The sequence below is a fragment of the Peribacillus simplex genome (assembly GCF_030123325.1).
In the GTDB taxonomy this organism is placed as follows: domain Bacteria; phylum Bacillota; class Bacilli; order Bacillales; family DSM-1321; genus Peribacillus; species Peribacillus simplex_D.
In genome coordinates, this window is sequence record NZ_CP126106.1 from 2027537 (window position 1) to 2054100 (window position 26564).

A 26564-nucleotide genomic window follows, 5' to 3' on the forward strand; every position below is an offset into this window, starting at 1 on the left:
TACTGTAAATGATAGATCCGACAACTAACTATGTAAGGATTTATTTTGACCTACATAACGATTAAAGGAAATCAGATTTTACTTTAATAGACCAAAACGAAATCCATAGACTACGACTTGTGTACGGTTCTTGGCTTTAAACTTTGTCATTAAACTGCTTATATAATCCCTTATAGTATGCTCGCTTAATTGCAATAATTCGGCCATCTTTTTATTGTTACACCCCTCCGCCAGCAAATTTAAAACCATGGATTCCCGTTCCGTCAATTGTAGATCTGTATCAATGGAAACCTCATCATCCTTTCTTGATAAATATAAGCCTAAACGTTTTCCGACCCGTTCAAGTAAAGTTAGTTCATCTTTTGAATAATCGAATTCCTCTCCTAATTGATCAAAGGTCAGCCAGCCAAAAACTTGCTGGTCATGAACGATCGGCACAAATATGACAGATGAAAGATTAAACAAGGCTATATGTTCCTTTTTAATATAATGATTGGGATCCTTTAAGAATACAGGCTTTTTTGAATTGAAAACAAAGGATTGCTTCAAACTGAGTTGCCCTCTCATGCTTTGAACCTTGGGCAGCTCCAATCCAATGGTGCCATAAAATTGATTGGACCAAGGAATATAAGCATAAAAAACACATCTTTTATAGTGAAAGAACTCTTCACATTTTTTTAGGATATGAGCAAAATCCTTAATTCCTGATGAGTTAATTAGAAGCTCATCTAACTGGTCTAATAGTTGCAGCCTTTTAAGTTCAGCATTTTCTTCGTGGGTTTTTGAAAGTTGCATTGGTTCGACATCCATCCATTTGTTATAGCTATGGATGAGATGAGTGAAAATGGATAATAAGAACATTAGAATGGAAAAGGTATGGGCATGTTTCAGGTTGGCCATTAAGGTAACGATGGACTTTTCAAAGATTAATCGGAACATGCTGAAATGGTTCACATTTAAAATGGGTAAATGTGATTGAAGCCAAGTTTCCAGATGCTTATCGTATGTTTCATTTATGTCTTCGATTATTGGGGTAGATAATAATAGTAGAAATGATTCGAGTAATGTTTGTATCACCTTACGTTCATTTTCTAATATAAGGGGCTCTAGATTCAAATAAATATTGATATTTTCTTCAATTTGTTTGTTATGGCTTTTGATGAATAATATGAATTGCTGAAACGATATCTCTTCAAAAGCATGGGAGGGCTGGGTCATACAGGTCTCTTCTCCTTAAACGAAATACCCCTATATAAGGGGGATACTTACCCTATTATTATACAGCATATTATAGGATAGTATTTCAAAATGCGAGGAGTAAAATAAAGGCATAGACAGACAATGAAGCTTTCTTTTTAGCGGCATCCCATTTATATGGATGGGCAATTGTTAAAGTCAGCTTCATTTACTTGTATAGGAATACTTGTCCAGTGAGAACCTCTAAGGATGAGGATTCCAGTATCAGGTAAATAAGTAAAGGAGATCTGATGAAATCATGAGACTTGAAAACAAAGTGGCAATCATCACTGGCGGGGGTACAGGAATCGGGAAAGAAACAGCTTTGCTATTTGCCAGGGAAGGAGCAAAAATCGTCATCACTGACATAAACCAACAATCCGGTGATCAAGCTGTGAAAGACATTCAGGCCATCGGCGGAGAGGCCCTAGTCATTCATCATGATGTAAGCAATGAAGAAGATTGGAAAAAGGTTGCAAAGGAAACGATCGATACCTTTAATAAGGTGGATGTTCTGTTCAACAATGCGGGTATTTATATCATAAAACCGGTTGCAGAGATTGAACTGGAGGAGTGGAATCGTCTCATGTCGATTAACGTGACCGGCGTATTTTTGGGAATGAAGCATATTATGCCACTGATGGCGAAACAAAATAAAGGTTCAGTCATAAACGCTTCTTCCATAGCAGGCTTGATTGGCGCACCTGGTCATGTTTTATACGGTGCAAGCAAGGGAGCGGTGCGGACAATGACTAAAGATGCTGCTATCGAGTATGCTTCAAAAGGGGTCCGAGTTAACTCGATTCATCCAGGATATATCGATACCGGGATGGCGGACTATGCATCTGAACAAACGGGCAGTTCAAAAGATGAATTGGGTAAAGAATTCCCGTTGGGACATCTGGGCAGCGTCAAAAATGTTGCGAATACAGTGCTTTTCATTGCCTCGGACGAATCTTCCTATACTACGGGTACTGAATTTGTAATAGATGGCGGAGCGACTGCTCGCTAAAATTTCTTTGTAACGGATATTGAAAACGAAAAAACTAAGGAGTGTTTAAATATGAGATTGGAAAATAAAGTGGCGATCGTTACTGGGGGAGCAAGCGGGATTGGAGCAAGTACGGCTCAATTATTTGCAGAAGAAGGAGCAAAGGTGGTCATTGCCGATTTTGCTGATCATGGACAAGCTGTGTCAGAAGAGTTAAATGGAAAAGGGTATGATACTCTTTTTGTTAAAACGGACGTGACAAATGAAAATGACGTAAAGAATATGATTGAAGAGACAGTTAACAAATATGGAAAACTGGATATCATGTTTGCAAACGCAGGGATTGCAAGAGACGGAAACATCCATGAGTTAAGCTATGAGCAATGGCAAAAAACAATTGATATTAATTTATCCGGTGTCTTCCTATCCGATAAATATGCGATAGAGCAAATGCAAAAACAATCTACAGGCGGCGCCATTGTCAATACAGGTTCCATCCATAGCCATGCAGGGAAACCGGGGGTAACAGCCTATTCTGCTGCGAAAGGCGGGGTCAAACTATTAACACAAACGTTAGGTTCGACTTATGCCAGAGATGGCATTCGTGTCAACGCAGTCTGCCCAGGATATATTGATACACCACTTATTGCCCAAGCACAAGGTGAGATCAGGCAAGGTTTGATCGATTTACATCCAATCGGCCGTTTAGGCAGAGCGGAAGAAGTGGCGAAAGCTGTTCTCTTCCTTGCAAGTGACGATGCATCATTTGTTACAGGCACAAGCCTTATTGTAGACGGCGGTTATACGGCGGTATAATAAGGGCACGTCTGGTTCTTTCAAATAGTCAAATTCGTTTTTGCGATATTTACATGGAATATAGAGCTTCTTCCGTATGATGATTGGTGTCCGTATACACCAACCATACTGGAGGGCTTTTTTTTTTGCATGTAATTTTATGTCTATTGAGGATACTTTTAGACTTTTTTTTAGTGTGCGGCGATAAATAAGGCCAAACGGATAATTCGATTACAATCTAGATCGCTTAATAGCTCTCTATAACTTTTATATACGTCCGGGTATCTCCCAGTAAGTATATACACCATTTCCTTCCTTTTTATATAAATTATATTTAGTTCAATAATAAAAATGGAAGTAAATCCAATTAATAGTATTTTTATGTTAAAGTTGTAAAGTTGATATTTTATTACATAATTTCATTAGGAAGGAACAAAATCTGTTGATAAAGGAAGGGTTAAATGGCGAAAAGAATATTACGTAGTATGTTGCTTTTATTACTAGGCATGGTTAGTTTTTCTTTTTTATCTGGCTTAAAAGTTGAAGCGGCAGATCGAGTGCATACTGTATCCTCTCAAGAAACGGTAGAATCGATTGCAGCGATCTATGATATATCGACAGAGCAATTAATGAATATGAATGGTTTACCGGATGGTAAGTTATATATTGGCCAGAAGTTAACCATTCAGACTGCTTATACTCCTTCGAACTATCAGTGGTCAGAGAGAGGGAAACAAATTGGGAATTATGCGAAATCTTTTACAGGATTTAAAAAAACGGCTGGAGAAGAGACACCTATCAAAGGGTTTGATTCTAGCGGATTGATTCATTGGGTACTTTCCCGACAAAAGGTGCCTATCGACCGTTTGTCAGTTGAAGGCTATTATAAGCAAGGAATGGATACAAATACGCCTAAGGCTGGAGATATTATATTTTTTCTGGAAAAGGGAAGTTCAAAAGCCGTGACCGCTGGGATCTATCTGGGGGGAAATCAGTTCATTAATTCTGGATACGGAGCAGAGACGGTTCAGGTGAGATCTACCACAGAAAAATATTTTGCACAATACCAAGTCGAGTATAAAACGTATACACCAAAAGGAGAGCATGTCGTTCAAAATAATGAAACACTTAAAAGTATCTCGGATAATTACGGTGTATCGGTGGATACAATCAAAAAGCGTAACGCATTACCAACTGATGGCTTGATGCAGGGACAGTATCTTCAAATATACAGCAATCCCTTGTATCCATTTTATACAAATCAAGTGGCTTCCTATGATAAAGCTTATGATGTCATAAAGTATGCCTATACTCTACGTGGATTTACCTATGTTTTCGGAGAATATGATCCGATGATTGGAATGGATTGCAGTGGTTTTATCTATTGGGCCATGAAGGAGCAGGGCATTTCCCTTAAACGTGGTTCGGCAGCGGACTACTATTCCTCGCTGCCGAAACTCAGCGATCCAAAGGCAGGGGACTTAGTATTTTTCAGAGATACAGACTTAAGTCATGAGATAACCCACGTCGGTATTTATCTAGGGGATGGTCGCTTTATTCATACAACAAGGAATACTGGAGTTCATATATCTGATCTTACTTCAAGTTATTTTACTCAGAAGTTCGAAAGTTTTGGGCAAGTCCAAGTCAATATGGACTAAGATAGCCACGAGAGAGTTAGACTATTTGAATTTTCTAGTCATATTATTCACTTAAGGTTCACCTTAAACAAAATCCCGTATACTTATTGAATACGGGATTTGTGTTTGATCTTCTCCTTTAGTTGAAGAAGGAGGCACCATTAACGAACGTTTATGGTGAGAGCGTTTTTAAAAGTTTTCACTTTATGACAGGTTAATTGAAATAATAATTACGGGGCAGAATAGCTCAATAAAAATGGGTATAAGGGTGTTCAATAGTTTGTGGAGTAAATGAAAATAGAGAATGTTATGGAGACTGATGATGTAAAAAAATATATCAAAAGAAAAAACCAGCTTTATTAGACTGGTTTTTTCATCTTAATATAACACTTTGTTAAATTAGTTTTTAAGACTTACATGTTCAATCATACGCTTCATTGCCTGAATTTGCCCCATATGAGTCGCTTCATGCATTAATGTTAAACCTGCAAGTTCTATAACAGTCTTACAACCTAGGAATGGTGTATCCAAATCTCGATCTAGCTGTTCAGGAGGAATTTGCTTTAAACGAGTTAATTGATCTTTCAACTGTACAACCAGCTCATCCATAGCAGGTATATTCCCTGTCCAATCAGCTGGTTTTGTGCCATTCCCAAACAATTCTATATAATTCGTGGGAAGATGTGTTGTTACATGCGGGAAACCAAACATCGTTTGTTCTGTAATTGTCAAAACGTGACCAGTATGCCAATGAATTGTGTTATTAAAACCTTCTGGCTGCTTATCGGTTTGTTCCTTAGCAATGGATTCTACATTCTTGATGAAGTATTCTCTTGTCATCTCAAATTGCTTAAATACAAGTTGATTCATCTTTTTCTCTCCTCTCATTAACAAAAACATCCATATTATACCAGTAAAAAACGGAAAAGAATATGGTTGAAACTTCCTGAAATTAGTTCTATGTCAACCGGTTCTTTTTCCACAATAGGGAGCGATCAAGAATCGCTTTACTTATAGAACTTACGGGTGAGTTATTTTATTTAAGGCTCAATAAAAATAATAAATCCAATTGCACCCTTCCATTTTATTAGCATTCTTACAAAAATAAAAAAGTCCCATAAGTTTTTTTGTAATTAACTGAAAATTCAATATATCCTCTTTAAATACTAATTTATATTTGTTATACAATTGTAAAATTATACATCTTCATTTTCGGTATAATGGGAATTATTAGAAATTTATTGTGGTGTATGAATATTTACCAATAGGGAGCTATTCATTTCTTCAAAATTCTGGAATTTTATCATAAGGGCGCTCTAACGTTCCCAGAAAGTTTGATGATTCCTGGAATATAAGGGAGGCCACCCCTTACCCGAATGTATTCTAAATATGATTTAGTGCAGTATAACGCCAATAGAAAGGCGAAAGATGCAGTGTGTTCCAAACTAAGTAAGCCTAAAGGATATGAATGTGAGGAATTTCGATTTGCCACTTATGAAGGGGCTGGAACTGGAGATGTAAGACACTCTGTTTGATACATTCCGAAAGCAGCGAATAATACACATGGACGCTGGCTCGGTGCATGGTATGCATATGATCGGCTTTTGCACAAAGATCAATTTTATATTGGATTTAATGAGTAACTGTCGCTGTGTCGGTTGGATGAGACTTAAGAGTTTGTACCGAACCACGTATTTCCCTTTTTCTCTTGAATCGGCAGCCAGTGAGAGGTTGTTCACGCTCGCTATTGGGTGAAATTCCCGAATGTGCCCGCCGTATAGTTTTAGCAAAAATCAATGGTACTTCCTCCTGAATAGAGTCCTCGATATAAGTACATCCATTGAAATCCTTTAGACTTATCAAGACTCAGTTAAAGATTGACAGCTATATAACTTTGGTGAAGAACGCCTGCTTTTTGGCTTAACCACCATACAAGGCTATTAAATCTTTAGCTTGGTAAATTGTTCGTCCTTTGAACAAATCTACTTTTTTGGCTAGTTCTGGAGACAAAGAGTGTTGTCAATTCCTGTGAACTACCCCTTAAATAAATGTCGAATGTAGTTATGATACCCTCAAAAGAATCAACTATTAGAAGTAATGTTTGAGGGTAAAGGTATTAAAAGGGAGGCTAATTGTTTTTGAATATAATAGATATTGATCAATTGCTTTTAGCAACTGAAGAACTTGCTGAAGAGTCAATTCCATTTCATCTCGATGCATTTGATATTGATCAATTATTAGATAAAACGGATAACTGGTAAAGAAAAGCATACCCGAATGAAGTGAACCCAAAAAGATGATCCCGGCAATAGCGTCGGTGGCATTCTATATTAACGCCGGTTATGTACTGGATAAAGTGAAAGTTCGTCGGGAAAAATGGATAGGGGGCTTTAGTGGCTTAGGTCTGGCATTATTCGTTTATCTCATGTTTCATGCAGAAACGGTTACGGGAGTTATCATCTATCAAACCATTATACCTATATTTTCCGCAGTCTTATCCACTATTATTTTTAGTCTGCCGCTGAAGTATTTACCGGAAGCAATAGGAGGTACGGCATTGGGTGTGGTCAATTTAGGGATGCAAGTGGCTAGCTTCATCGCTCCTTTGACGATTGGTTTAGTCATAGACGCTTTCGGTGGTTCATTTAATGGAGCAGTTTGGTTATTGGTTTCATTCGGAGTCGTTTGTTTTATCGCTTTTATGACCTTGAAATCGGGAAAGGAAAATTTCATGACTGAAAAAATGCAGGTCAATAGTGGAGTTCACATAAAATGAAATACTTCATTTTATTACTAATTATAAAAGTTTGTTAGTTAAAACAAACGCGTATATAGAGAGTGGAATAAGTCTCCTTGTAAGCCTGATGTTACTGAATTTCAGTAAACAAGGCTTTTTATTTTTGGCCGCTTTTGCATAATTTATTGCTATTTACCAAGTGAAGCGGTGTGGTTGATTTCCCCTCCAGATGCTCGCTTTCCGCGGGGCGGGCGGTGAGCCTCCTCGGCGTAAACACCTGTGGGGTCTCACCTGTCCCGCTGCTCCCGCAGGAGTCTCGCACTTGCACTCCAATCAACCTTAAATCGTTTCGTTTTAAAAACAACAATCTTTACGAAAAGAGCCTTATTTTTTTATACGACTTTAGCAATAATGTGCTGCAATTAATCTAAATCGTGGAGTGTTAAGACCTATTTCCGGAAAAAGGGAAATGCATGTACCAGTATCGTGAGTAAAGTCCTAAGGAAGCACTGAAATCTAAGTTTTTATTAATGTATAACTTTGGTAAAATTAGATTTTAAAACTAACCAACATCTTTTAGGGAGGAAGCAAATGAAGGTAAATAAAATACATCATGCAGCAATAATTTGTTCCGATTATGAAAAATCCAAAAACTTCTATGTCAATATTTTAGGGTGCGATATCAAGAAGGAAACTTATCGGTCTGAAAGGAAATCATATAAATTGGATCTAATGGTCGGAGGGGAATATCAGCTGGAATTATTCTCATTTCCTGATAGCCCCCATCGTCTTAGTTATCCTGAAGCTAGAGGGCTTAGACATCTCGCTTTTGAAGTGGAAGATATTAATCAAGCGATTGAGGATTTAGAAAAAGAAAACATTTCAGTCGAACCTATCCGTGTTGATGAGTTAACAGGAAAAAGGTTTACCTTTTTTTGCGATCCGGATGATTTGCCTCTTGAAATATATGAAAAGTAGGGATTACAGGCAAAGAGGGCTTTAAGGCATGAAGTTTAATAGAAGGGATAAAACTTCAACAATTGAGGTAAACTCTTTTTTTAATTTGATTTCAACAGATGGATATGATGATTCCCATTGATAGGCCGATACTATTGAATTATCTCCACTTGTATTCCATATTTCGATGAGAGCTGAAATGATCAACAGCTATAATATCTGTAGATCGGTCATTTAAATATGTCAGGAGATAAAAAAATGAATGTTTACAAATTTACACTGTTGATACTTTTAACGACTTTTTTAATGGGTTCTTCTTTTGCAGTGGTTAAAATGGGTCTGCCTTATTCATCCCCATTATTATTGGCAGCATTACGCTTCACACTTGCCGGATTCATAATGGCGATGATCGTAATCTTTTTAAAAAGACCGCATCCAAACTCTAGAGGGGATTGGATTAAAATTCTTATTATCGGCACTTTTCAAACAGCCGGAGTAATGGGGTGCATTTTCCTGAGTTTACGCACTATTACGGCAAGTGAATCCTCAATTCTTACATTCACGAACCCGTTGCTTGTTGTTGTATTCGGTACCATCTTTTCACAAACACGTTATAAACTATATCAATGGATTGGAGTTTCATTAGGATTAGTTGGAGTAATTATAACGATGGGGGCTCAACTTGAATTTAAGGTTGGCATTCTTTTCGGCATTCTTTCTGCTGTTTTCTGGGCCATTTCCACCATTTTGGCAAAAAAATGGGGAGCGATTTCCGATACATGGGTATTATCTGCTTATCAGATGCTTTTTGGCGGTTTACTGCTTTTACTTGGCAGCTTTATTCTTGAAAAACCTTTTTTCATAATGAATGGTCATTCGTTGTCCATTTTATTATGGTTAAGTATCATGTCATCAATCGTGCAATTCGCTGTTTGGTATTACCTTTTACAAAAGAGTGATCCAGGAAAAACAAGTGCCTTTTTATTTTTGGCACCTTTCTTCGGAGTATTATCAGGGTGGGCACTATTAGGTGAACCGATATACACTTCACTCCTTATCGGCGGACTGTTTATTATCATGGGCATCTATCTTGTTAATAGCAATTTCCAAAAGGAAAATAAATTTGTTAAAAGAGCTTTATAGTAATTGCATGGATCGTCCTAAGCTGCTAAGGACAGAAAATCCCTCATGAAAAAGAAAAGAGCCTCTTTACTTTTGGCTCTTTTCGTAAAGATTGTTGTTTTTAAAACGAAACGATTTAAGGTTGATTGGAGCGGAAGTGCGAGACTCCTGCGGGAGCAGCGGGACAGGTGAGACCCCACAGGCGTTTACGCCGAGGATGCTCACCGCCCGCCCCGCGGAAAGCGAGCATCTGGAGGGGAAATCAACCACACCGCTTTACTTGGTAAATAGCAACAAAGTATGCGAAAACAGCCTTACTTTTTCACGAGGGATTATTAAATTATACCTCTATGCAAAAAACTTCCTTAAATCCTTCTTTCCCTTTAGACGTTACTTTTACTGCGCGAATAGATGGAACACGGACTATCCAGCCTAAATCAAAAAAATGTGTAAGGAGCCCATTTCCTAAAGCACCGCCAAGATGATGGTGACGTTCACTCCAGTCTAAACATGAGTGCGAAAATGAACGGCGTTTTTTCCTTAAATCAAGTAAATCGATGCCGAATTCAGAAAAAAAATGATCTCCTTTGGATGTGACTGTAAACTCGCTCTCTTCTTTTTTCAAATATCCGGCTTTCAACATCGATTCAGTTATTTGGACTCCTAGTTTTCCTGCCAAATGATCATAGCAAGTCCTTGCTCCCTTAAGCAATTTGGCTTGGCTTGATTGTTTTAAAGACCGAACTTCAGGAGGTGGGGAAATGGCCAGAAACGATTCTAAAATCTGCGCAATTTCTCCATTTGCTAGCTGATAGTAACGATGTCGTCCGTGCTTTTCAACTTTAACAAGGTTACCTTCCATTAATTTAGAAAGGTGAAAGCTGGCGGTTTGTGGTGTTATTACAGCCATCAATGCCAATTCACCTGCCGTATGAAAACGCCCATCCAGTAAACTTGCAAGAATTGTTGCACGTGACTTTTCCCCAAGAAGGGAGGCTACCTCCACCATATTTGGATTTATACTCAAAATAGTTACCAACCTTTCTACCGGTATTTTAGTTGAGTTTTAGTTTGAATAAGCTGAACGCAAAGTAAATAGCATTAAAAGTATGTAAACTTATTTTTCTATTATACAGTACCGCTGCCCTGGTGATATTTTGTATATTCACGATTCCCGCTTTAAATATATATTAAAAAGCGGAAACGGTTATTTTGCGTTAATTATTTCTTATTTCTTGCTTGTACTTCCTTTTTAATATCTTATAAAGCTTTCTATAAATAAGTACAGGACTTAACAGGTACATGACCTGATAAAGAAACCGCCGAACTAATGGCTGAAGCTCTGAAAATTCTTTAAGGCTGGATATGGTCATTTTAGAATTTACAGGGCATTAAATTCTCTGGAGAAAAAAGGGATTCTATATATCTTATCAAATCCGATCATTTCTCATCAGGTAAACAATTCCAGTTTGTGGAAGGCGAAAACATACACAATCGATGCGAACCAGTTGAGTGCTGTATTACAAAGGTGAACCTCAAAAATTAGAGGAATTCAGAGCTTTTAGACCTTCGCAATTTGTTAAGACAACAGTAAATCATAACGAATATGCTTGTGGAAGTTAAACAGAAGAAAGACTGTCTATCCTTTGGATAAGCGTTTTTTAATGAAGTATATTCTTTGTGAACTAGGCATACATTTTTACAAGCTCACTAACAGGAAATGTTCCTTAATAGTCTTGGAATAAATACCGGTGAATAGTCCCTTTTTGTCGAATTTAGTAGTCAAATAGGAGGGAATGAAGAGTATGAAAATATCAGACGTTGGATTTAAAGGTCAAGTTTTTGGATTTATAAAGTTCACACCTTTTGTGGAAAGTTTCTTGTCCGGAGATTTATATATGAATAATTTCAAAAAGTATATTGATATGGAAAGTGCTTCAGGGGAAAAAGGTGTAGGGGACAAATTTGAAGCGGCACATGTTTTTACGGAATTAACAATGAATTTCTTTACTCAAGATACCCATGAATTAATCATGTCGGGGCGAACTAAAAAAATGAATTTCAGAAAAAATATAAATGAAAAAAGACCATTATATTGTATGTTTGCAATTGTCGGCGATATGTTAAAAGTGGTTAAGGAAGATGAAAAGTATTTCTATACCAAATTTGATTTACCTAATGAACAAATCGATAAAATGATCAGGGAGTTCGGAGATAGCTTGATTTTTGTTACTCCATCGCAATTTATTGACAGAATTACTAGAACGCTCAATGAAAAAGGTTATGCTTACAGAGGGGGCTTGGTAAAATATGATGATTATAACATCAATTCCTCCGCTAGGATGAGCTCTTATAAAAATCAAGGAACTGATATTTATTTTTGGAAAGATAAATATTTTGAAAATCAATATGAATATCGCATAGTCCTCACAGATCAAGAAGTTGATGAAGCTTTAATCGTGAACGTAGGTGATATTTCAGACATTAGTACTATATTTAATGCAAATGAATTTTTCAGTGATAAATTTGAAATAAGATTACGAAAGAAAAGAAATCCAAGCATCCATTAAATTGGGTGTTTTTTATTTGCAGGAGTGAAAAAGAGAAAATATTGAACTTTTTAAATAGAAGAGTTAAATTAACCGGGAATTCTAAGATTTAGCATCCACAAGGGGGTTAATGACTCGTTTATATTCACTAGTATTGGTTTTGTCTGTTGGGTTTATAAATATGCCCGATCCAGAAGATAATTTGTTCAGCAAAAGAACCATTATCTACATATGTTTTTCCGCCTTATTCATAGTTTTTTATAAATATCAATAGCAGATAGTGGTCAGTTTCAGAGAGGTTTTTTGTTGAATTTTGGACTCTATTGAATGGCGCTCTCTTAAAAGATCCATAAATGGTTTAAAGTCAAAACGCGGAAAACATACGTTAAGCAAATTTCGACAATGTAATTGCAATGGTGATTAGTGGTTATAAGCCAGTTAAGTTTTTATGCAATAAAAAGTCGATCATTTGATAAAAATGTTTTGATGTCTACTGCGGCTATTTGATCTGCTCTTATAGGGTCCGTATTTGGCTCAACAGCAACCCTGTGACTAAGCCAATACGCAACGCGTTCTTCAAAGGAAATCCCCTTTTATTTGTAGGGAAAGTAATGATTTTATGCCGACTTATTTGCTTTAATTTTAAACAGCAAATAACTGGATATCTGATGTAAATTCGTGTAATCTACAAAAGGATGTTTTTTCCTAATCGTAAAGGGGGACCATAATTGAGTTCAACAAATAGTAAACAGACAACAATTGTTGCCCTTTTGCTTGCGGGTACATTTATTGCGATCTTGAATCAAACATTAATGATTACCGCGATTCCTCCTGTAATGGAGGAAATGAATATTACGGCAAATAGTGCACAGTGGCTAACAACCGTTTTTATGCTGGTCAATGGGATCATGATCCCTGTGAGCGCGTTTTTATTGGAGCGCTTTACCACCAGACAGCTTTTCCTTTCAGCCATGGGGATCTTTGCTATTGGTACATTGGTAGCGGGGCTAGCTCCTAATTTTGGAATGCTGCTGCTAGGAAGGATGATTCAGTCGAGCGGAGCCGGAATTATGCTCCCGTTAATGCAAACAGTCTTCCTAATGATTTTCCCTGTTCATAAACGGGGAGCAGCCATGGGACTGGTCGGTCTGGTCATTTCCTTCGCGCCGGCTATTGGGCCAGCTTTGTCGGGCTGGGTTACGGAGACCTACTCATGGAGGGTGTTATTCTTTATCATTCTTCCAATTGCCATTATTGATATCATAGTTGCGTTCTTCGCTTTAAAAAATGTAACAGAAGTTACACGGCCAAAAGTGGATGTGCTTTCGATTGTTTTATCTTCCGTAGGTTTCGGTGGATTATTGTATGGATTTACAGCTGCAGGTAATTATGGCTGGACAGACGAGAGTACCGTCATATCCCTAGGCATTGGCACAATTTCACTTGTTTGGTTTATCAAAAGGCAATTGCGATTGAAGCATCCAATGCTGGAGTTCCGTGTGTTCACGTATTCATTATTCCCGATTGCCATTATTATTGGAGCCATTACCTTTATGGGTCTGATAGGTGCCGAAACGCTCATCCCGCTATTTATGCAAAACATGCGAGGATTTACTGCGTTTGAAGCGGGATTGGCGATACTCCCTGGAGCACTTATTACCGGATTAATGTCCCCGTTCATTGGACGTATTTTTGACCGGATTGGGGCCAGATGGCTGGTTATTGGCGGATTACTTCTCATAACCGCTTCCTCCTTCACTTTTATGGATGTTGGTCCTTCGACAAGTTTTACATTTATTATGGTCATGTACAGTATTCGGATGTTCGGGTTAGCCATGGTTATGATGCCTGTTTCAACGGCCGCCTTAAACCAGCTTCCAAAACGGTTAATCGCCCATGGTGCAGCAATGGATAATACGATGAAAATGATTGCCGCATCTGTAGGTACTGCAATACTTGTTACTGTAATGACATCAGCTACCGAAAATGCTCAGCAGCGTCCCGAGATAGTCCATCCTGATATGTATGGCGCGCAAATCTCATTTATTGTCATCGCTGTACTTTCGTTAATCAGCTTCCTCATTTCTTTTAAAATAAAGGACCAAAAATCAGCACGAAAAGAGTTCGGAGAGAAGAATTAAAGATTTGAATGATTTTTTTAAAAGCTTGAAAAGAATCACAATATAGATTCATCTACTTGTGATTCTTTTTAAACTAAAAATCCTTTTTTTAGCCGCCAGGCTCCTCACTTTAATATGATTTTCCCGCAATTACCCGCTTATTCCCAGGGTTACATTTTGAATGTATGTTAACGGATAAATGAAGTAACTTAGGGATATAAAAGAGGGGGAACAAGTCATCCAGATGATTTGTTCCCCCTCTTTTATCATTTTCTTTATTTATTAAAAGAAGTAAACATACATGAATTAAATGTAGGTGTAAAAATATCTTTTATTAAATCTGGACTATTTTTCAAATCCATATTCTTTAAACCATTTTCGAAACTGGATCTTTTAAGAGCGCGCCATTCAATAGAGTTCAAAACCAGCAAAGAACCCTCTGAATATGAAGACCTTCTCTATCTATATACTCCCCAAACCACAAATGAATCGCATGGCGTTCTTTTTCAAAAACTTTCTCCAAATATATCTCTGAAGTGGAAAGCTGCTCTCTTCATAATCTGATAGACATCCACTCCATTATAAAAATATCGTTTGATCGAATACCCACGTCTCCAATATCGTGTGAAATTTGGCCAGGCGGAAGCAGTCTTGTATCATGAGGAATTGACGAATGGGAAGCATCGTGATGTTCCCATAAAATTAGTGGATAATCAAGAAGGATGGGAAGGGGATCGAAACTCTTATCTTCTTGCTACCACCCCATATATAGGGGAGACTATCCCGATGATTGAAAATAATGTTTTAAGTAAAACTCTTCTGCAAAACCGTTTTTATTTTGAAAACGCCCCTGCAATTTGTTGGTTTGATGGTAAAATTCCTGGAACTTTTATTTACATTGGGAACATTCAAGGGACTAAAAAAATGAGACAAAGTAATTATGGTGGCACCTGGGATGAAACAACAGGTATGGAAGCCCTTTATGAGTGGCGTTGGATCAATGACAGAGATAACTTTGAGAAAGAAATACTAGAGGAGGAAGAGCGAAAGATCGAACAACTAATGGATAAACCGCAGAAACCAAGAAAGATGATGACAGATGAATCCTTTTGGTACATAATTTCTCTTCTAGATTGGGAGTCAGTTAATGATGAGGATGAAGTTATAGAAGTGGCTGTTAGAGAGCTTGAGAAAATGGGAGTAAGGAATATTAAGCAGTTTGAAGAAGCGATGTCCTACAAACTTTATTTATTAGACACAAAGGAACACGCAAAAAACATAGGCGAATATTCATACAGTAAAAACAAGGATGATTACTTCTCACCTGATGTGTTTTTATACCTTCGATGTGAAGTAATTGCTAAAGGAGAAGGCTTTTTCAATGCGGTTTTAGAATACCCTGTACTTATGCCTAAGGAGAATACATTCGAACCATTGCTTTCCATAGCAACTGAAGCATATGAAAGGCTTACAGGAAAAGAGTTTCAGTATATCACTGGATGTGATTATGAGACTTTCTCAAATGTTGTAGGTTGGAAATAACTTTGCAATCTTCAACTCCCATGAAAATTAAAAAAGCTCAAAATCCAGAAAAAAACACAACAAAATAGACCCAGTAAAAACGCTTTTTAAAAAAAGGCTGAGCCTTATGAGTGATCTGATTGAGTTTGGTAAATCGTTAAACAAAAACCTCCAATCATTGCAAATTAAGTGAAGGCTAGCGCGACGACCAAAAAAGGATTAATCTCCCATGAGTGCTACCCATTAAAGGCGCGACAGTCGGTGGTACACCGTGGTCGTCGGAGTCAGACTAACGGATGGGCTCAAAGGCACCATAGTTCATCGACCTTCCTCTCCCAGCCGTAGAATCAGTATTGACCGTTCTGAACCATTTTCATTCTCTGTGGTGAAGCGCTGATTTTTGCGCTTCATGGATGGCTAACGGGTGCTTTACTTCTATATGAGGCTGGACACAGATCCATTTTCTATGCAACTATCGGGGCAGTTTAGTGGAATAAAGAAAAAGGCCCAATTTCTCAATTTTAATGCTGAGAAATTGGGCTTTTTAATATCGAAATTTCCTTAACGTTGTAAATCTGCATTTTCCTAACGCTACCCCTTATAGAACTAACAGGTGCCGTTCGATTAAAAGGTCAACCAGTAAAAAAACTGGTTGACCTTTTTTAAGAAATTTTTTTTCTTTTTACTTTTCTAGTTGGATGATTAAGACCGAATTTCACTCGTATTATGCTACTGCTAAACCCTATAAATCCTCCAACAATTGCTGGAATAATCCACCCTAGTCCGACATCGTACAGAGGAAGAATTTCATTAAAAAAATTATTAATGGATGAAAAGCGTATACCAGCTCGATTTAATCCGTCAAATAAACTAATGATAAATGTTAAAAGTAAGCTTCCTTGATACACTTCAGCTTTCCCTTTAAATAAAGAATGAAAGAATGTCAAGAAAATTAATACAATGGCTAATGGATAAATAGCTGTTAAGAGAGGAATAGAAACAGCAATTAACTGTGTTAGTCCAATATTGGCAACTATTGCACTAAAAATAGATAAACTAATAGCAATTGTTTTGTAAGGTACCTTTGGAAATAGTTTATGAAAGAATGAAGAACAAGATGTAACAAGTCCTACGCTTGTCGTTAAACAAGCTACTGTAATCATTAATCCTAATAATAGCCCACCATAAGCTCCAAAATAATAATTCGAGACTTTTGCTAAGATAGTCCCTCCATTTTCTAGGTACCCAAGTTTTTCTACACTTGAAGCACCCATATAAGAAAGAGCTGAATACATGGTTGCCAGGATAAAGGCAGCAATTCCAGTTGCTTTTCCACAAACAACCATAATTTGTTTTTTTGTTTTAGCACCTTTTTCTTTTATGGCATTAATGATGATGATGCCAAAAACAAAAGATGCAAGCGTATCCATTGTTAAATAACCTTCTCTAAACCCATTAAAAAATGGTTGAACTGTATAATCCTTAACAGGTGCTTGAAAATCTCCGATTGGATGATTAAAAGCAACTACTACTAGGATTCCAATGAACGTTAACTTGATTGGCGTTAATATTTTCCCTACAATTCCGACAACTTTCGCGGGATTGATCGAAAAAAGGCACGTAATGCTAAAAAAGATGATGGTAAAAATAAGTAAAGGTAAAGGGCCTGAATTTTCGGACAAAAAAGGTTTTACACCGATTTCAAAAGAAACGTTTCCTGATCTAGGCAAAGCAAATAAAGGACCAATGGCTAAATAAAGAACGATTGTGAATACAATACCAAATACAGGATGTACCCGACTTGCTAACGACTGTAAATCATCTTTTCCCGAAAAACCAAGTGCTAACACACCAAGTAACGGTAAGCCAACTCCTGTTATTAAAAACCCTGCATTTGCTGACCAGATATTTATTCCTGCTGATTGACCAAGCTTTGGTGGAAAAATTAAATTTCCTGCCCCAAAAAATAGAGCAAATAACATTAAACCAATAACTAATATAAATGAAAATGGTACTTTAGTAGCCAAATTAAAACCTCCATGAAAGAACTAAATTTTACTTTTTCAAAAAGAAATAATTTTCAAAAAATTAATCACAAACTAAATACATAAGATTGTATTGTATTATGACCTGATAAAATTAATTTCCATATAAATTTCAAGTCTTTCCTTTTGGGCGGCCTTATTTAATATGCAATAACTAACAGGTGTCTTAGCCTAATTGGAACTGTCTTTAAGGCAGCTTTTTCTTGGCAGTTTAGTTCATGAAGGACAAATGAAAGTTTAGATCGAAATTTAAGTAAGAGATTTAATGAATTCTAAAAGTGGATTTGAGTCAATAATTTGGACACTAAAAATTTAAATCTTAGAGAGTTAGTTAGTTTTACAATTTGAACAAGTCTTATTAAGAGAATTGATTAATAAGGAACAAGAATTATTAGTTTGGGTTAAAAAAGAAGAGCAAAGAATTACAGTTTCAAGCTAATACTAATTAGTTACCCCTATCTTTTTGAAGGATAAGGGGTAGACCTCTTCTCTTCAATTCTTCTTCTAGAACGAGGATAAAATTTTTATTTAAGTCTAATTCAATTGCTTTAAGGTACGAGTCTATCAATAGTTGATCATTTAATTTTTTCATATCTTCCCTCTTCTATTTCTTTAAAACCACGTTTAAACATACAATAAAATGTATTTAATATTAAGTGATAAATAATAATATAATAACTCAAGAAAAATAAGATAAATTATAGTAATTAATAATTTACGAAGGTAGTCTCTAACTTAAAATATAGAGTAAACTTTTTTGCAACAAATAGGGTTCATATTTATTCTATATTTCAATCTACATTAAACAACATAAACCTACATCATTAAACACAATATATTGAACTTTTCTAGTTTACATAATACTATTCATTACAAAACAGTTAAAAATCACCAATTATAATAATAATTTATTTTGATGTTTAATAGACGGTTCTGTAGATTTCAATTAAGTGGTTTATTTTTGAAGGTCGTAGCTTTCATTGTTGTAGCTTTTTCCTATTCAACTAAAGGGGATTTACTTTCAATAAGGGGTTGCTGCGGTAACCTTTTTTTACTGAATTAACGGGGCAGCATTCCTGTAATAAATGAAAATTAGTATTGAGCACATATCTCTTATTAAACAAAACCAGCTAAGTTTGTGATTTAATACACTTAAACTAACAGGTGGGTTCGTATTATAAGGTTAGCCAGTTTTTACTGGTTGACCTTTTTTTAATAGAATCTATTATATCAGTAGCCAGGGTAGGACGTACGGGTGCGTGGGACTTGATCCCGTGAACTAAACTGTCCGCCCCCTACTTGTAGAAACATGTTTGAGGCTGGTTGGGACGTAGATCTCGTATAACAAGCGTAGCTATAACACTACATGGAGGACTAGGGGTACTGGTTAGTAAGTAGAGGAGGGAAAAACAATGAATCCAGTTGTTGGTCTGGATGTGGCAAAGGGAGAGAGTCAAGTTCAGGCATGTTTAGATCAATCTATACCGTATGGAAAGAGCTTTTCAATGAAGCATATCAAAGAGGAACTAGATTGTTTTTTAGACTTTTTAAAAGAGATTGAAGAGGTGACAGGGCAGATGCCTATGGTCATTTTAGAATCTACAGGGCATTACCATACTCCTGTTATTCAATACTTGGAGGAACAAGGGGTTCTATATATCTTACTAAATCCGATTATTTCTTATCAGGCAAAGAAGACCAGTTTACGAAAGGTAAAAACAGACGCAATCGATGCGTATCAGTTGTGTGTGCTGTATTATAAAGGTGAACCTCATAAAATTAGAGGGATTCAGCTTTTAAACCTTCGGAATTTGTCCAGACAACAGGAAATCGTAACGAATATGTATGTGGAAGCTAAACTTCAGTTTCACACCATTTTAGATCAAGTGTATCCTGAATACCGGAAGGTTTTTGGGGATCTATATTCGAAGGTTTCTTTATTGATGTTAAAGAAATATCCTACTTCAGAGGCGGTATTTATAGCCGGAGAAAGTAACTTATACACCTAAAAGATATTGTAAAAATCCAGTCTCTGCTTAACTCATTAGAATTGAACAAAAAGCAGTTAGAAAAGGTAAACGAATTTCGTAAACAATGCAGGAATGACATAAAATCTAAGGTTTTGAAAAGAAGACAAGCTCATCTTATACATAGAATTTAATAAATTGGATTAGTTGGAACGCCGTATGCGGTGAAAGTCGCACCTACGGTGTGACAGGGGAAAAGGGAGCGATAATTTCAAACCCTTACCTATCTGTATCATTAAGGATCACTAAAAATAAATAAACTATTTTATAAACACCGTAAACTAAATCAAAAGAAAAGAATCCATTTTGTTAATTTTTTTCAAAATGAACTCTTTTTATTTTCACTAATATGGGGTTCAGGAGGTCCTTTTGATCAATCTTTATTTCAAAGCTACATCTGCGCCAAATAAAATGTAAAGTGATATTAACATTTTTGATGAAATGACATTAAAGTACTTATGCATTCTAGTTAACAAATTATCCTTAAAATCGATTTATCGATCAATCATACACTTTTGCAATAGAGGAAGAAATCATATAGTTTCTCCCTTGCATTGATTGATAAAAGACTAAAGGAGATAATTAATCAAACACTAGAAGAAGCTTAAAGAAAAAAGCCGATTTTCCCTTTACTAAGGGAACCATCGGCTTTTTTACATTTACGAAATTCGTTTGTTTGCATAATAGAGATGATTAGAATGAGGATGGAAGCAGGTAGATATAAGCTTAAAATTTCTTATGAATACGACAATCCTTAATGTGACCATCATCCATCCGTTAACTTTCTGAATAACAGGTAGGTATTTGTTAAGTTTTCAGATTTTATTAAGAGACTGGGGCTATACTACCGCAGCAAGGAGAAACGGTATGCTGATCAAGTGAATAGATGAGCAGAGGCATCATGCCTATTATTAAGATGCCGCTTTTGCTGGCCAGAATTAAGATAGACGAAAGGGTCAGTCCAATACAAGGTGACCAACTTAACCCAAAATGATGCCAAACAGTATAGAACGGGCAAAATTCACTCTATTTAAGGAAAAGAGAGTTTCATATAACATTCTACATTTTGTGAAAATTAATTTTGGTAAAATACGTTAATAATATTTTTATTTTCCAATATTTCAATAATATGTTATTGTTATTAATGAGTAACATTACTTTGAAGTAATAAAAATAGCAATGAAGGGAGCTCAAATGGTTAAAGAAAAAGGTTTAAAAGGAAAAGAGACTAAAGCACGTATTAAAGAAGCAGCAACATATGAATTTGCTACTCATGGATTTTATAACACAAAAGTAAGTGACATTGTTAAACGTGCAAACCTAACTCAGCCTGGGTTTTATCTCTATTTTTCTAGTAAAGATGCTATTTTTGATGAATTAGTCATGGATTTTCGAAATAAGTTACACATGTTGATTGAAACTCAACGTTTATCTCCAAAAATTGAAAAAGAAGACCTTACTCAACGAATCTTAATTTCCATAGAAATATTATTTCAATTTTTTATAGATAATCCAGATTTAACGAAAGTCGGTCTAATTCTTGCCCATGATTCAGAGTCTTTTAAAGGAAAAATAATTGAATTATTAGCAAACAATTTAAAGTATGAACAGCAATCCGGATATTTTCGTTCAAATTTGTCGATGGATATCACAGCTGTTTGTATTTTCGGGATGATTGAACAATTAATTACTTCATGCTTAATGAAAAATAAAAGTAATCCAAAAATATTAGCAGAGGAAGTTGTAAATTTGGTGATAAAGGGCATAGTTGATCAATAATAAGAATATTTAGCAAGCCTTCATTTTTGTTATCTTTTTTTCAACCTTTACAAAGTTGATGTAGGGAAGAAATCCAACAAATTTGAAATGATTTAGGGAGTGAATTAGGAAATGATAATAAATATTTTACAGATTATCTTGGCGGCTTTTATAGGTTTAGGTGGAATAATTAAAGTAATGAGATTGAAATTTCAGGTCGAACATTGGAATGAGTACCAATATCCAATGTGGTTTATGACGGTTACTGGAATTATGGAAATAATTGCTGCAATAGCAATTATTATTGGTTTCTGGAATCGTAGTTTTGCAATCATAGGTAGTTCAATAGTCATGGTATTTATGCTTGGTGCAATCTATACGCATATTTTTAAGGTTCAACAACCATTAACTACGGCTATCCCTTCAACAATTTGTTTAATATTAGGTATTATTCTAATAGTCCGTTATTACAATAATTAAAAATTGAGGATGTGTTTTTATGTTAAGTCATTCAACATCTTGCTGCGTAGTTGGTGGTGGACCTGGAGGGGTTATGCTTGCTTTACTGTTGGCACGAAAAGGTATTCCAGTAACATTGATCGAACAGCACAAGTCGTTTAATAGAAGCTTCCGTGGAGAGGTTTTCCATTCTTCAATAATGGAAATAGTTGATGAATTAGGGTTAATTAATAAATTATTCGAAATTCCCCATACTAAAATATACTCAGCAAAGATAGATTCTCCACATGGTTCAATAGTGCTTGATTTCACAACATTACGTTCGAAATTCCCACATTTAACTACAATGAGTCAGTCACAGTTTTTAGAGTTTATTGTATCTGAAGCTACTAAGTATGACCATTTCAAGTGTATTATGGGAGCAAAAGTGGTGGAGTTATTGAACGAAGACAATAAAATAAATGGAGTTAAAATACAAAAAGATGGAGAATTTCATGAGATAAGATCAATTTTAACAGTAGCTGCCGATGGTCGTAATTCGACTATTAGTAAGTTGTCGAATGTGTCACCGACTGAATTAACTAAACCTATTGATATTATTTGGTTTCGATTGCCACGTCATTCTACTGAACCAGAATACATGTTTAATCGTTCTAATCATTCTAATCAGTTAAATATGCTTGCTTGTGTAAATAGAGGAGATTATTGGCAAATTGGAATGTTTATTCCAAAAGGTTCGTTTAAAGAGATTAGAATAAAAGGGATGGAAAATTTACATCGTGCACTATATGAACTTGTACCAGAATTTTCAGATCGAATTTCATCCTTAAAAAATTGGGATCAATTATCTGTTTTATCTGCCTCTTCAAGTAGACTAAAACAGTGGTATTTACCAAATTTACTATTTATCGGAGATGCAGCACATACAATGTCGCCACTTGGTGCAGTCGGTATAAACTATGCCATTCAGGATGCCGTAGTTGTTGCAAATGTGCTTTCAGCTCCTTTAAAGTCTGGTCATGTTTCTCTGAAAGATCTAGCTAGAGTTCAAAAACAACGAGAATTACCTACAAAAATAATTCAAGCTTATCAAGGTGTTATGCAAAAACAAATAATTGACCCAATACTTAAAGATAAAAACTCTTCTATTGGTTTTAAACTAGTTAAGCGATTTAATTTTCTGCGAAAGCTAATTGTTATTCTTGTAACATCTGGATTCAAACGTGTTCGAGTTCAATGATTTTCGATCCTTATAAGTTATAAAACTATTATTCATTTAAACAAAAGAGAAACGACTATAAACATTTACTTTTCTTATAAAAAGTAAAAATACATATAAGTTATTAAAATTAAGGAGAAAATTATGTTAAAAGGAAACCAGAATTCAACAAAAAAATATCACTTAACACCAGTTCAAAAAACGCTTTTTGCACACCATCAATTTTATCCTCATGATCCATCTTATAATTTAACTTATTGTTATAAAATTGAAGGAAGAATCAACCTAGAAAGATTTACAGAAATATGGAAAATGATTTATGGAAGTGCTGGCGTTTTTAAGGTTCACTTTGAACAACAAGAAGGTTTACCTTTCCAGGTATATGATTCAACACGTGCGATCACATTAGATGTAGAACACCTCTCTAGCTCATTAACCAAAGAACAATGGGAAGAGAACGTTATACAGTATACCAATGAAGTTTCTCAAGCTGTTATTAATATAAATGAATGGCCGCTTAGTAAATTTAAAGTGTTTTATAGTAATGAAAATATAAGTTATTTTTTAATGTGCTTTCCTCATATTATTTTTGATGGGTATAGTGGTTTTGAAAAATTCAACCTCTTTTCTTTTTATTATAATAGTAAAAAAGACTTAGATGAAATAGAAATAGAACTTAAAGAAGAGATAGAAGAAGAGGCTTATTTTACAATAAATCACGAAGAATTCCTTAAACATAATCATCGAGCTTTATCATATTTTAAGGAAGAATTAAAAGATTTTGAAGCGCTTCAAATTGAAGAATTAGAACAGAAAAGAGATAAACATGGGAGATTAATAGGTCAGGAGATGAACTTTGATTTTCCAGCGGATTTATCAGAGAAAATTAGTACATATATTAAAACGAACAATCTTTCTGATTTTAGTTTCTTCTTATCGACTTATTTTATTATGGTTCATAAGCTTTTTAGCAAAAATAAAATAGTAACTGGAATACCACTAGCCAATCGTTCTAGGAAAAACAAGAAAATATTTGGGTATTTTGTAAATAGTTTACCTCTAGGTATTAATATTCAAGAACATGATTCTTTTCAGGACCTATGTCTTGCTGTAAAACGAAAGACAATGTCTCTAATAAGATATCAAAACTTTGACATCTCATCTCACATCAAAGAAATACTTCCAGAGAAGCCTCATAAAGTATCAGATAAATTTAACACTTTATTTACTTTTTATACACAAAAACTTGCCTTTGATATAACGGACTGCAAGGTAACACATATACCAATTCGTTCAGAATATCTTAACTTTCCGTTAAGCTCAAGTGTAGAAAAAATAGAAGATATATACAGAGTAAAAATACAATATGGCTCCTATTTAAAAGATGCCCATTTAGAAAACATATTTACAGCGTTAATAAAAATTATTTTAAGTGAAGATAACAAAAAGATATCAGATATTCCATTGTTAGAAGAAAAGGAGAATAATACACTTCAAAGTTTGTTTAAAGCTAATAAACATTTTCCACTACCACATACACTTCACGATATGTTTATAGAGCAAGTTTTGAAGTCCCCTAAAAAAGTATCAATTAAGAACGGGGAAGAGCAATGGACTTACCAACAGTTAGATGAATTATCTAATCAAATTGCTCACTTAATTAATGAAAAATTTCCGAAACAAGAGACGAACATCGCAGTTTCGCTTCCGCGTTCACCATCCCTAGTAGCAGTTATTTTGGGGATTCTTAAATCTGGAAGAGCTTATGTTCCAGTCGATCCAATTATGCCTGTTGAACGCTTAGAATATATTTTATCAGATTTAAATTTTCCTCCATGCATAATTGATAATGATCTACTAAATAAGATGCAAGATAAAGAAAATTTCTATTGTTGGAAAGAACTTGAAATTGAAATTGTAGACATGCCTAAATCTTGTCCAGATGTAGTTTCAGATCCTGAGCAGCTAGCTTATATTATCTATACATCCGGTTCGACTGGAAAACCTAAGGGTGTAATGGTTTCTCATTATAATGTTTTAAGATCATTTAAGGCTGTTGAAAAAGATTTTCGTTTTAATGAAGATGATAGTTGGTTTTTATACCATTCCTATGGATTTGATCCTTCTATATGGGAAATATTTGGATCACTTTTATTTGGAGGAAAGCTAGTGATTGTCGATGAGCTAAGCCGAAAAGCTCCCGATAAAATGTTTGAACTAATGGTAAATGAAAAGATAACCGTTTTACAAATGACTCCATCTGCTTTTAGCCAGTTAATAGAGGTCGTTAAAAATCAAGAAGGTAGAGCTCCATTATCGTTACGTTATATCATCCTTGGTGGAGAGACTCTGCATTTTAATATTTTGAAACCCTGGATAGAAATCTATGGAGATAAACAACCTCAGTTATTCAATGTATATGGACCAACAGAAACAACGATTCTAGCTACATATTATCCAATTAAACATAATGATTTAGAAAATCCTAATTGTAGTATTATTGGATATCCTTTAACAGATGTAGAATTATTTGTGAAGAATCAATATATGGAAAACTTGCCAATAGGTATACCAGGAGAATTGTATATAGGTGGATCGGGGGTCTCAAAAGGTTATTATAACCGAGAAGAATTAACAAAGACACGATTTTTAGAAGGTATTTCGGATCAAGGAAATGTTTATCGAACTGGCGATGAAGTGAAGATGTTACCGAATGGTACATTGGAATTTATTGAACGGATAGATAGGCAAATTCAATTAAGAGGCTACCGTGTTGAATTAGGAGAAATTGAGTTCACTTTACAGCAACATTCTGCTTGCAAAGATAGTGTCGTAATTGTTCATACTTTTAAAAATAATGATACTCGACTAGTCGCTTATGTTGTTTTGGACAATGAACATAAACTTGATGAAAGTGATTTGAAGTTATATTTACGTACCAAATTACCAGAATATATGGTGCCATCTCTTATTCTTGAGATACCTTACAAACCAATGACAGTGAATGGGAAAATAGATTATGCAGCATTACCTGCACCTTTACTTAAAGAATCTAGTAATTCATTAGAAGATATGTCAATTAAGGAAAAGATCAAGACAATTTGGAAGGAAGTTTTGAAAGTAGATAATGTGAATGATTATGATAATTTCTTTGATATTGGCGGTACCTCTTTACTAATTACAGAAGTATATTTTAAGTTGAACGATAAGGCTAAATACAAAGATTTTTCTATGGTGGATTTATTTCAATACACAACACCACTATCGTTGGCAGCATTTTTAAAGCAACTCGAAGAACCTTCACCAATAAAAGAGAAAGTACCAAAATTAAATAATAGAAAAGAAGCATTAATGAGAAGAAAGTTAATAAACAACAAGTAAAAAGTAT

At 35.3% G+C, this 26564-nt stretch carries 19 protein-coding genes and 2 pseudogenes; 15 read left to right on the forward strand and 6 right to left on the reverse strand.

What is annotated here, in order from left to right:
- Positions 1-78: 78 nt before the first annotated feature.
- A complete protein-coding gene (locus QNH43_RS09725) occupies positions 79-1218 on the reverse strand; it encodes a LuxR C-terminal-related transcriptional regulator (protein WP_283917655.1) in 1140 nt (379 codons plus the stop codon).
- Between the two features lie 277 nt (positions 1219-1495).
- Here QNH43_RS09725 and QNH43_RS09730 point away from each other — a divergent pair, with 277 nt between their 5' ends.
- The 3 genes from QNH43_RS09730 to QNH43_RS09740 all read left to right on the forward strand — a co-directional run bounded on the left by QNH43_RS09730 (position 1496) and on the right by QNH43_RS09740 (position 4683).
- Positions 1496-2248, forward strand: coding sequence for an SDR family NAD(P)-dependent oxidoreductase (locus QNH43_RS09730; RefSeq protein ID WP_283917656.1), 753 nt, complete (start codon positions 1496-1498; stop codon positions 2246-2248).
- A gap of 51 nt (positions 2249-2299) precedes the next feature.
- Positions 2300-3043 carry an SDR family NAD(P)-dependent oxidoreductase gene (locus tag QNH43_RS09735; protein ID WP_283917657.1) on the forward strand — a complete coding sequence of 248 codons (744 nt, stop codon included), beginning with the start codon at positions 2300-2302 and terminating at the stop codon, positions 3041-3043.
- Positions 3044-3483: 440 nt separating this feature from the next.
- Entirely contained in the window at positions 3484-4683 is a 1200-nt protein-coding gene (locus QNH43_RS09740; protein WP_283917658.1) for a C40 family peptidase, read from the forward strand.
- A 378-nt stretch (positions 4684-5061) separates the two neighbouring features.
- Here the strand turns inward: QNH43_RS09740 and QNH43_RS09745 are convergent, their stop codons facing one another.
- Positions 5062-5532 carry a DinB family protein gene (locus QNH43_RS09745; protein WP_283917659.1) on the reverse strand — a complete coding sequence of 157 codons (471 nt, stop codon included), beginning with the start codon at positions 5530-5532 and terminating at the stop codon, positions 5062-5064.
- A 1268-nt stretch (positions 5533-6800) separates the two neighbouring features.
- Between QNH43_RS09745 and QNH43_RS09750 the strand changes: the two genes are divergently transcribed.
- The 4 genes from QNH43_RS09750 (at position 6801) to QNH43_RS09765 (ending at position 9499) form a co-directional block, all read left to right on the forward strand.
- Complete coding sequence (locus QNH43_RS09750) at positions 6801-6923, forward strand: hypothetical protein (RefSeq protein ID WP_283917660.1); 123 nt, start codon at positions 6801-6803, stop codon at positions 6921-6923.
- Between the two features lie 35 nt (positions 6924-6958).
- On the forward strand, positions 6959-7438 hold the full coding sequence (locus QNH43_RS09755; RefSeq protein WP_283917661.1) for an MFS transporter: 480 nt from the start codon (positions 6959-6961) through the stop codon (positions 7436-7438).
- Between the two features lie 552 nt (positions 7439-7990).
- The gene (gene gloA2 / locus QNH43_RS09760) at positions 7991-8377 is read left to right on the forward strand and encodes an SMU1112c/YaeR family gloxylase I-like metalloprotein (protein WP_283917662.1); all 387 of its coding nucleotides are present in this window, start codon (positions 7991-7993) and stop codon (positions 8375-8377) included.
- A 237-nt stretch (positions 8378-8614) separates the two neighbouring features.
- Positions 8615-9499, forward strand: a complete 885-nt coding sequence (locus QNH43_RS09765; protein ID WP_283917663.1) for a DMT family transporter — start codon at positions 8615-8617, stop codon at positions 9497-9499.
- 319 nt (positions 9500-9818) lie between these two features.
- On the opposite strand, the gene QNH43_RS09770 is transcribed toward QNH43_RS09765, so the two are convergent.
- On the reverse strand, positions 9819-10505 hold the full coding sequence (locus QNH43_RS09770) for an ArsR/SmtB family transcription factor (RefSeq protein WP_283917664.1): 687 nt from the start codon (positions 10503-10505) through the stop codon (positions 9819-9821).
- Between the two features lie 778 nt (positions 10506-11283).
- Between QNH43_RS09770 and QNH43_RS09775 the strand changes: the two genes are divergently transcribed.
- The 3 genes from QNH43_RS09775 (at position 11284) to QNH43_RS09785 (ending at position 15689) form a co-directional block, all read left to right on the forward strand.
- Complete coding sequence (locus QNH43_RS09775; protein ID WP_076368744.1) at positions 11284-12048, forward strand: hypothetical protein; 765 nt, start codon at positions 11284-11286, stop codon at positions 12046-12048.
- Between the two features lie 707 nt (positions 12049-12755).
- The gene (locus tag QNH43_RS09780; protein WP_283917665.1) at positions 12756-14168 is read left to right on the forward strand and encodes a DHA2 family efflux MFS transporter permease subunit; all 1413 of its coding nucleotides are present in this window, start codon (positions 12756-12758) and stop codon (positions 14166-14168) included.
- A gap of 630 nt (positions 14169-14798) precedes the next feature.
- Positions 14799-15689 (forward strand): DUF4240 domain-containing protein, encoded by an 891-nt coding sequence (locus tag QNH43_RS09785; protein WP_283917666.1) that lies wholly within the window; start codon positions 14799-14801, stop codon positions 15687-15689.
- A 641-nt stretch (positions 15690-16330) separates the two neighbouring features.
- Here QNH43_RS09785 and brnQ read toward each other — a convergent pair.
- Both brnQ and QNH43_RS09795 read right to left on the reverse strand, forming a co-directional pair.
- Entirely contained in the window at positions 16331-17695 is a 1365-nt protein-coding gene (brnQ, locus tag QNH43_RS09790; protein ID WP_283917667.1) for a branched-chain amino acid transport system II carrier protein, read from the reverse strand.
- A gap of 463 nt (positions 17696-18158) precedes the next feature.
- Complete coding sequence (locus tag QNH43_RS09795) at positions 18159-18305, reverse strand: sporulation histidine kinase inhibitor Sda (protein WP_283917668.1); 147 nt, start codon at positions 18303-18305, stop codon at positions 18159-18161.
- A gap of 820 nt (positions 18306-19125) precedes the next feature.
- On the opposite strand from QNH43_RS09795, the pseudogene QNH43_RS09800 reads away from it, so the two are divergent.
- Positions 19126-19713, forward strand: a pseudogene (locus QNH43_RS09800) (IS110 family transposase); the annotation flags it as partial.
- 852 nt (positions 19714-20565) lie between these two features.
- Here QNH43_RS09800 and QNH43_RS27765 read toward each other — a convergent pair.
- A pseudogene (locus QNH43_RS27765) lies at positions 20566-20721 on the reverse strand (hypothetical protein); the annotation flags it as partial.
- Positions 20722-20934: 213 nt separating this feature from the next.
- Between QNH43_RS27765 and QNH43_RS09805 the strand changes: the two are divergent.
- From QNH43_RS09805 to QNH43_RS09820, 4 genes are all read left to right on the forward strand, one after another.
- Positions 20935-21519, forward strand: a complete 585-nt coding sequence (locus QNH43_RS09805; protein WP_283917669.1) for a TetR/AcrR family transcriptional regulator — start codon at positions 20935-20937, stop codon at positions 21517-21519.
- 111 nt (positions 21520-21630) lie between these two features.
- On the forward strand, positions 21631-21978 hold the full coding sequence (locus tag QNH43_RS09810) for a DoxX family protein (protein ID WP_283917670.1): 348 nt from the start codon (positions 21631-21633) through the stop codon (positions 21976-21978).
- Positions 21979-21997: 19 nt separating this feature from the next.
- Positions 21998-23197, forward strand: a complete 1200-nt coding sequence (locus QNH43_RS09815) for an FAD-dependent oxidoreductase (protein WP_283917671.1) — start codon at positions 21998-22000, stop codon at positions 23195-23197.
- A gap of 123 nt (positions 23198-23320) precedes the next feature.
- On the forward strand, positions 23321-26557 hold the full coding sequence (locus tag QNH43_RS09820; protein WP_283917672.1) for an amino acid adenylation domain-containing protein: 3237 nt from the start codon (positions 23321-23323) through the stop codon (positions 26555-26557).
- Positions 26558-26564: the final 7 nt, after the last annotated feature.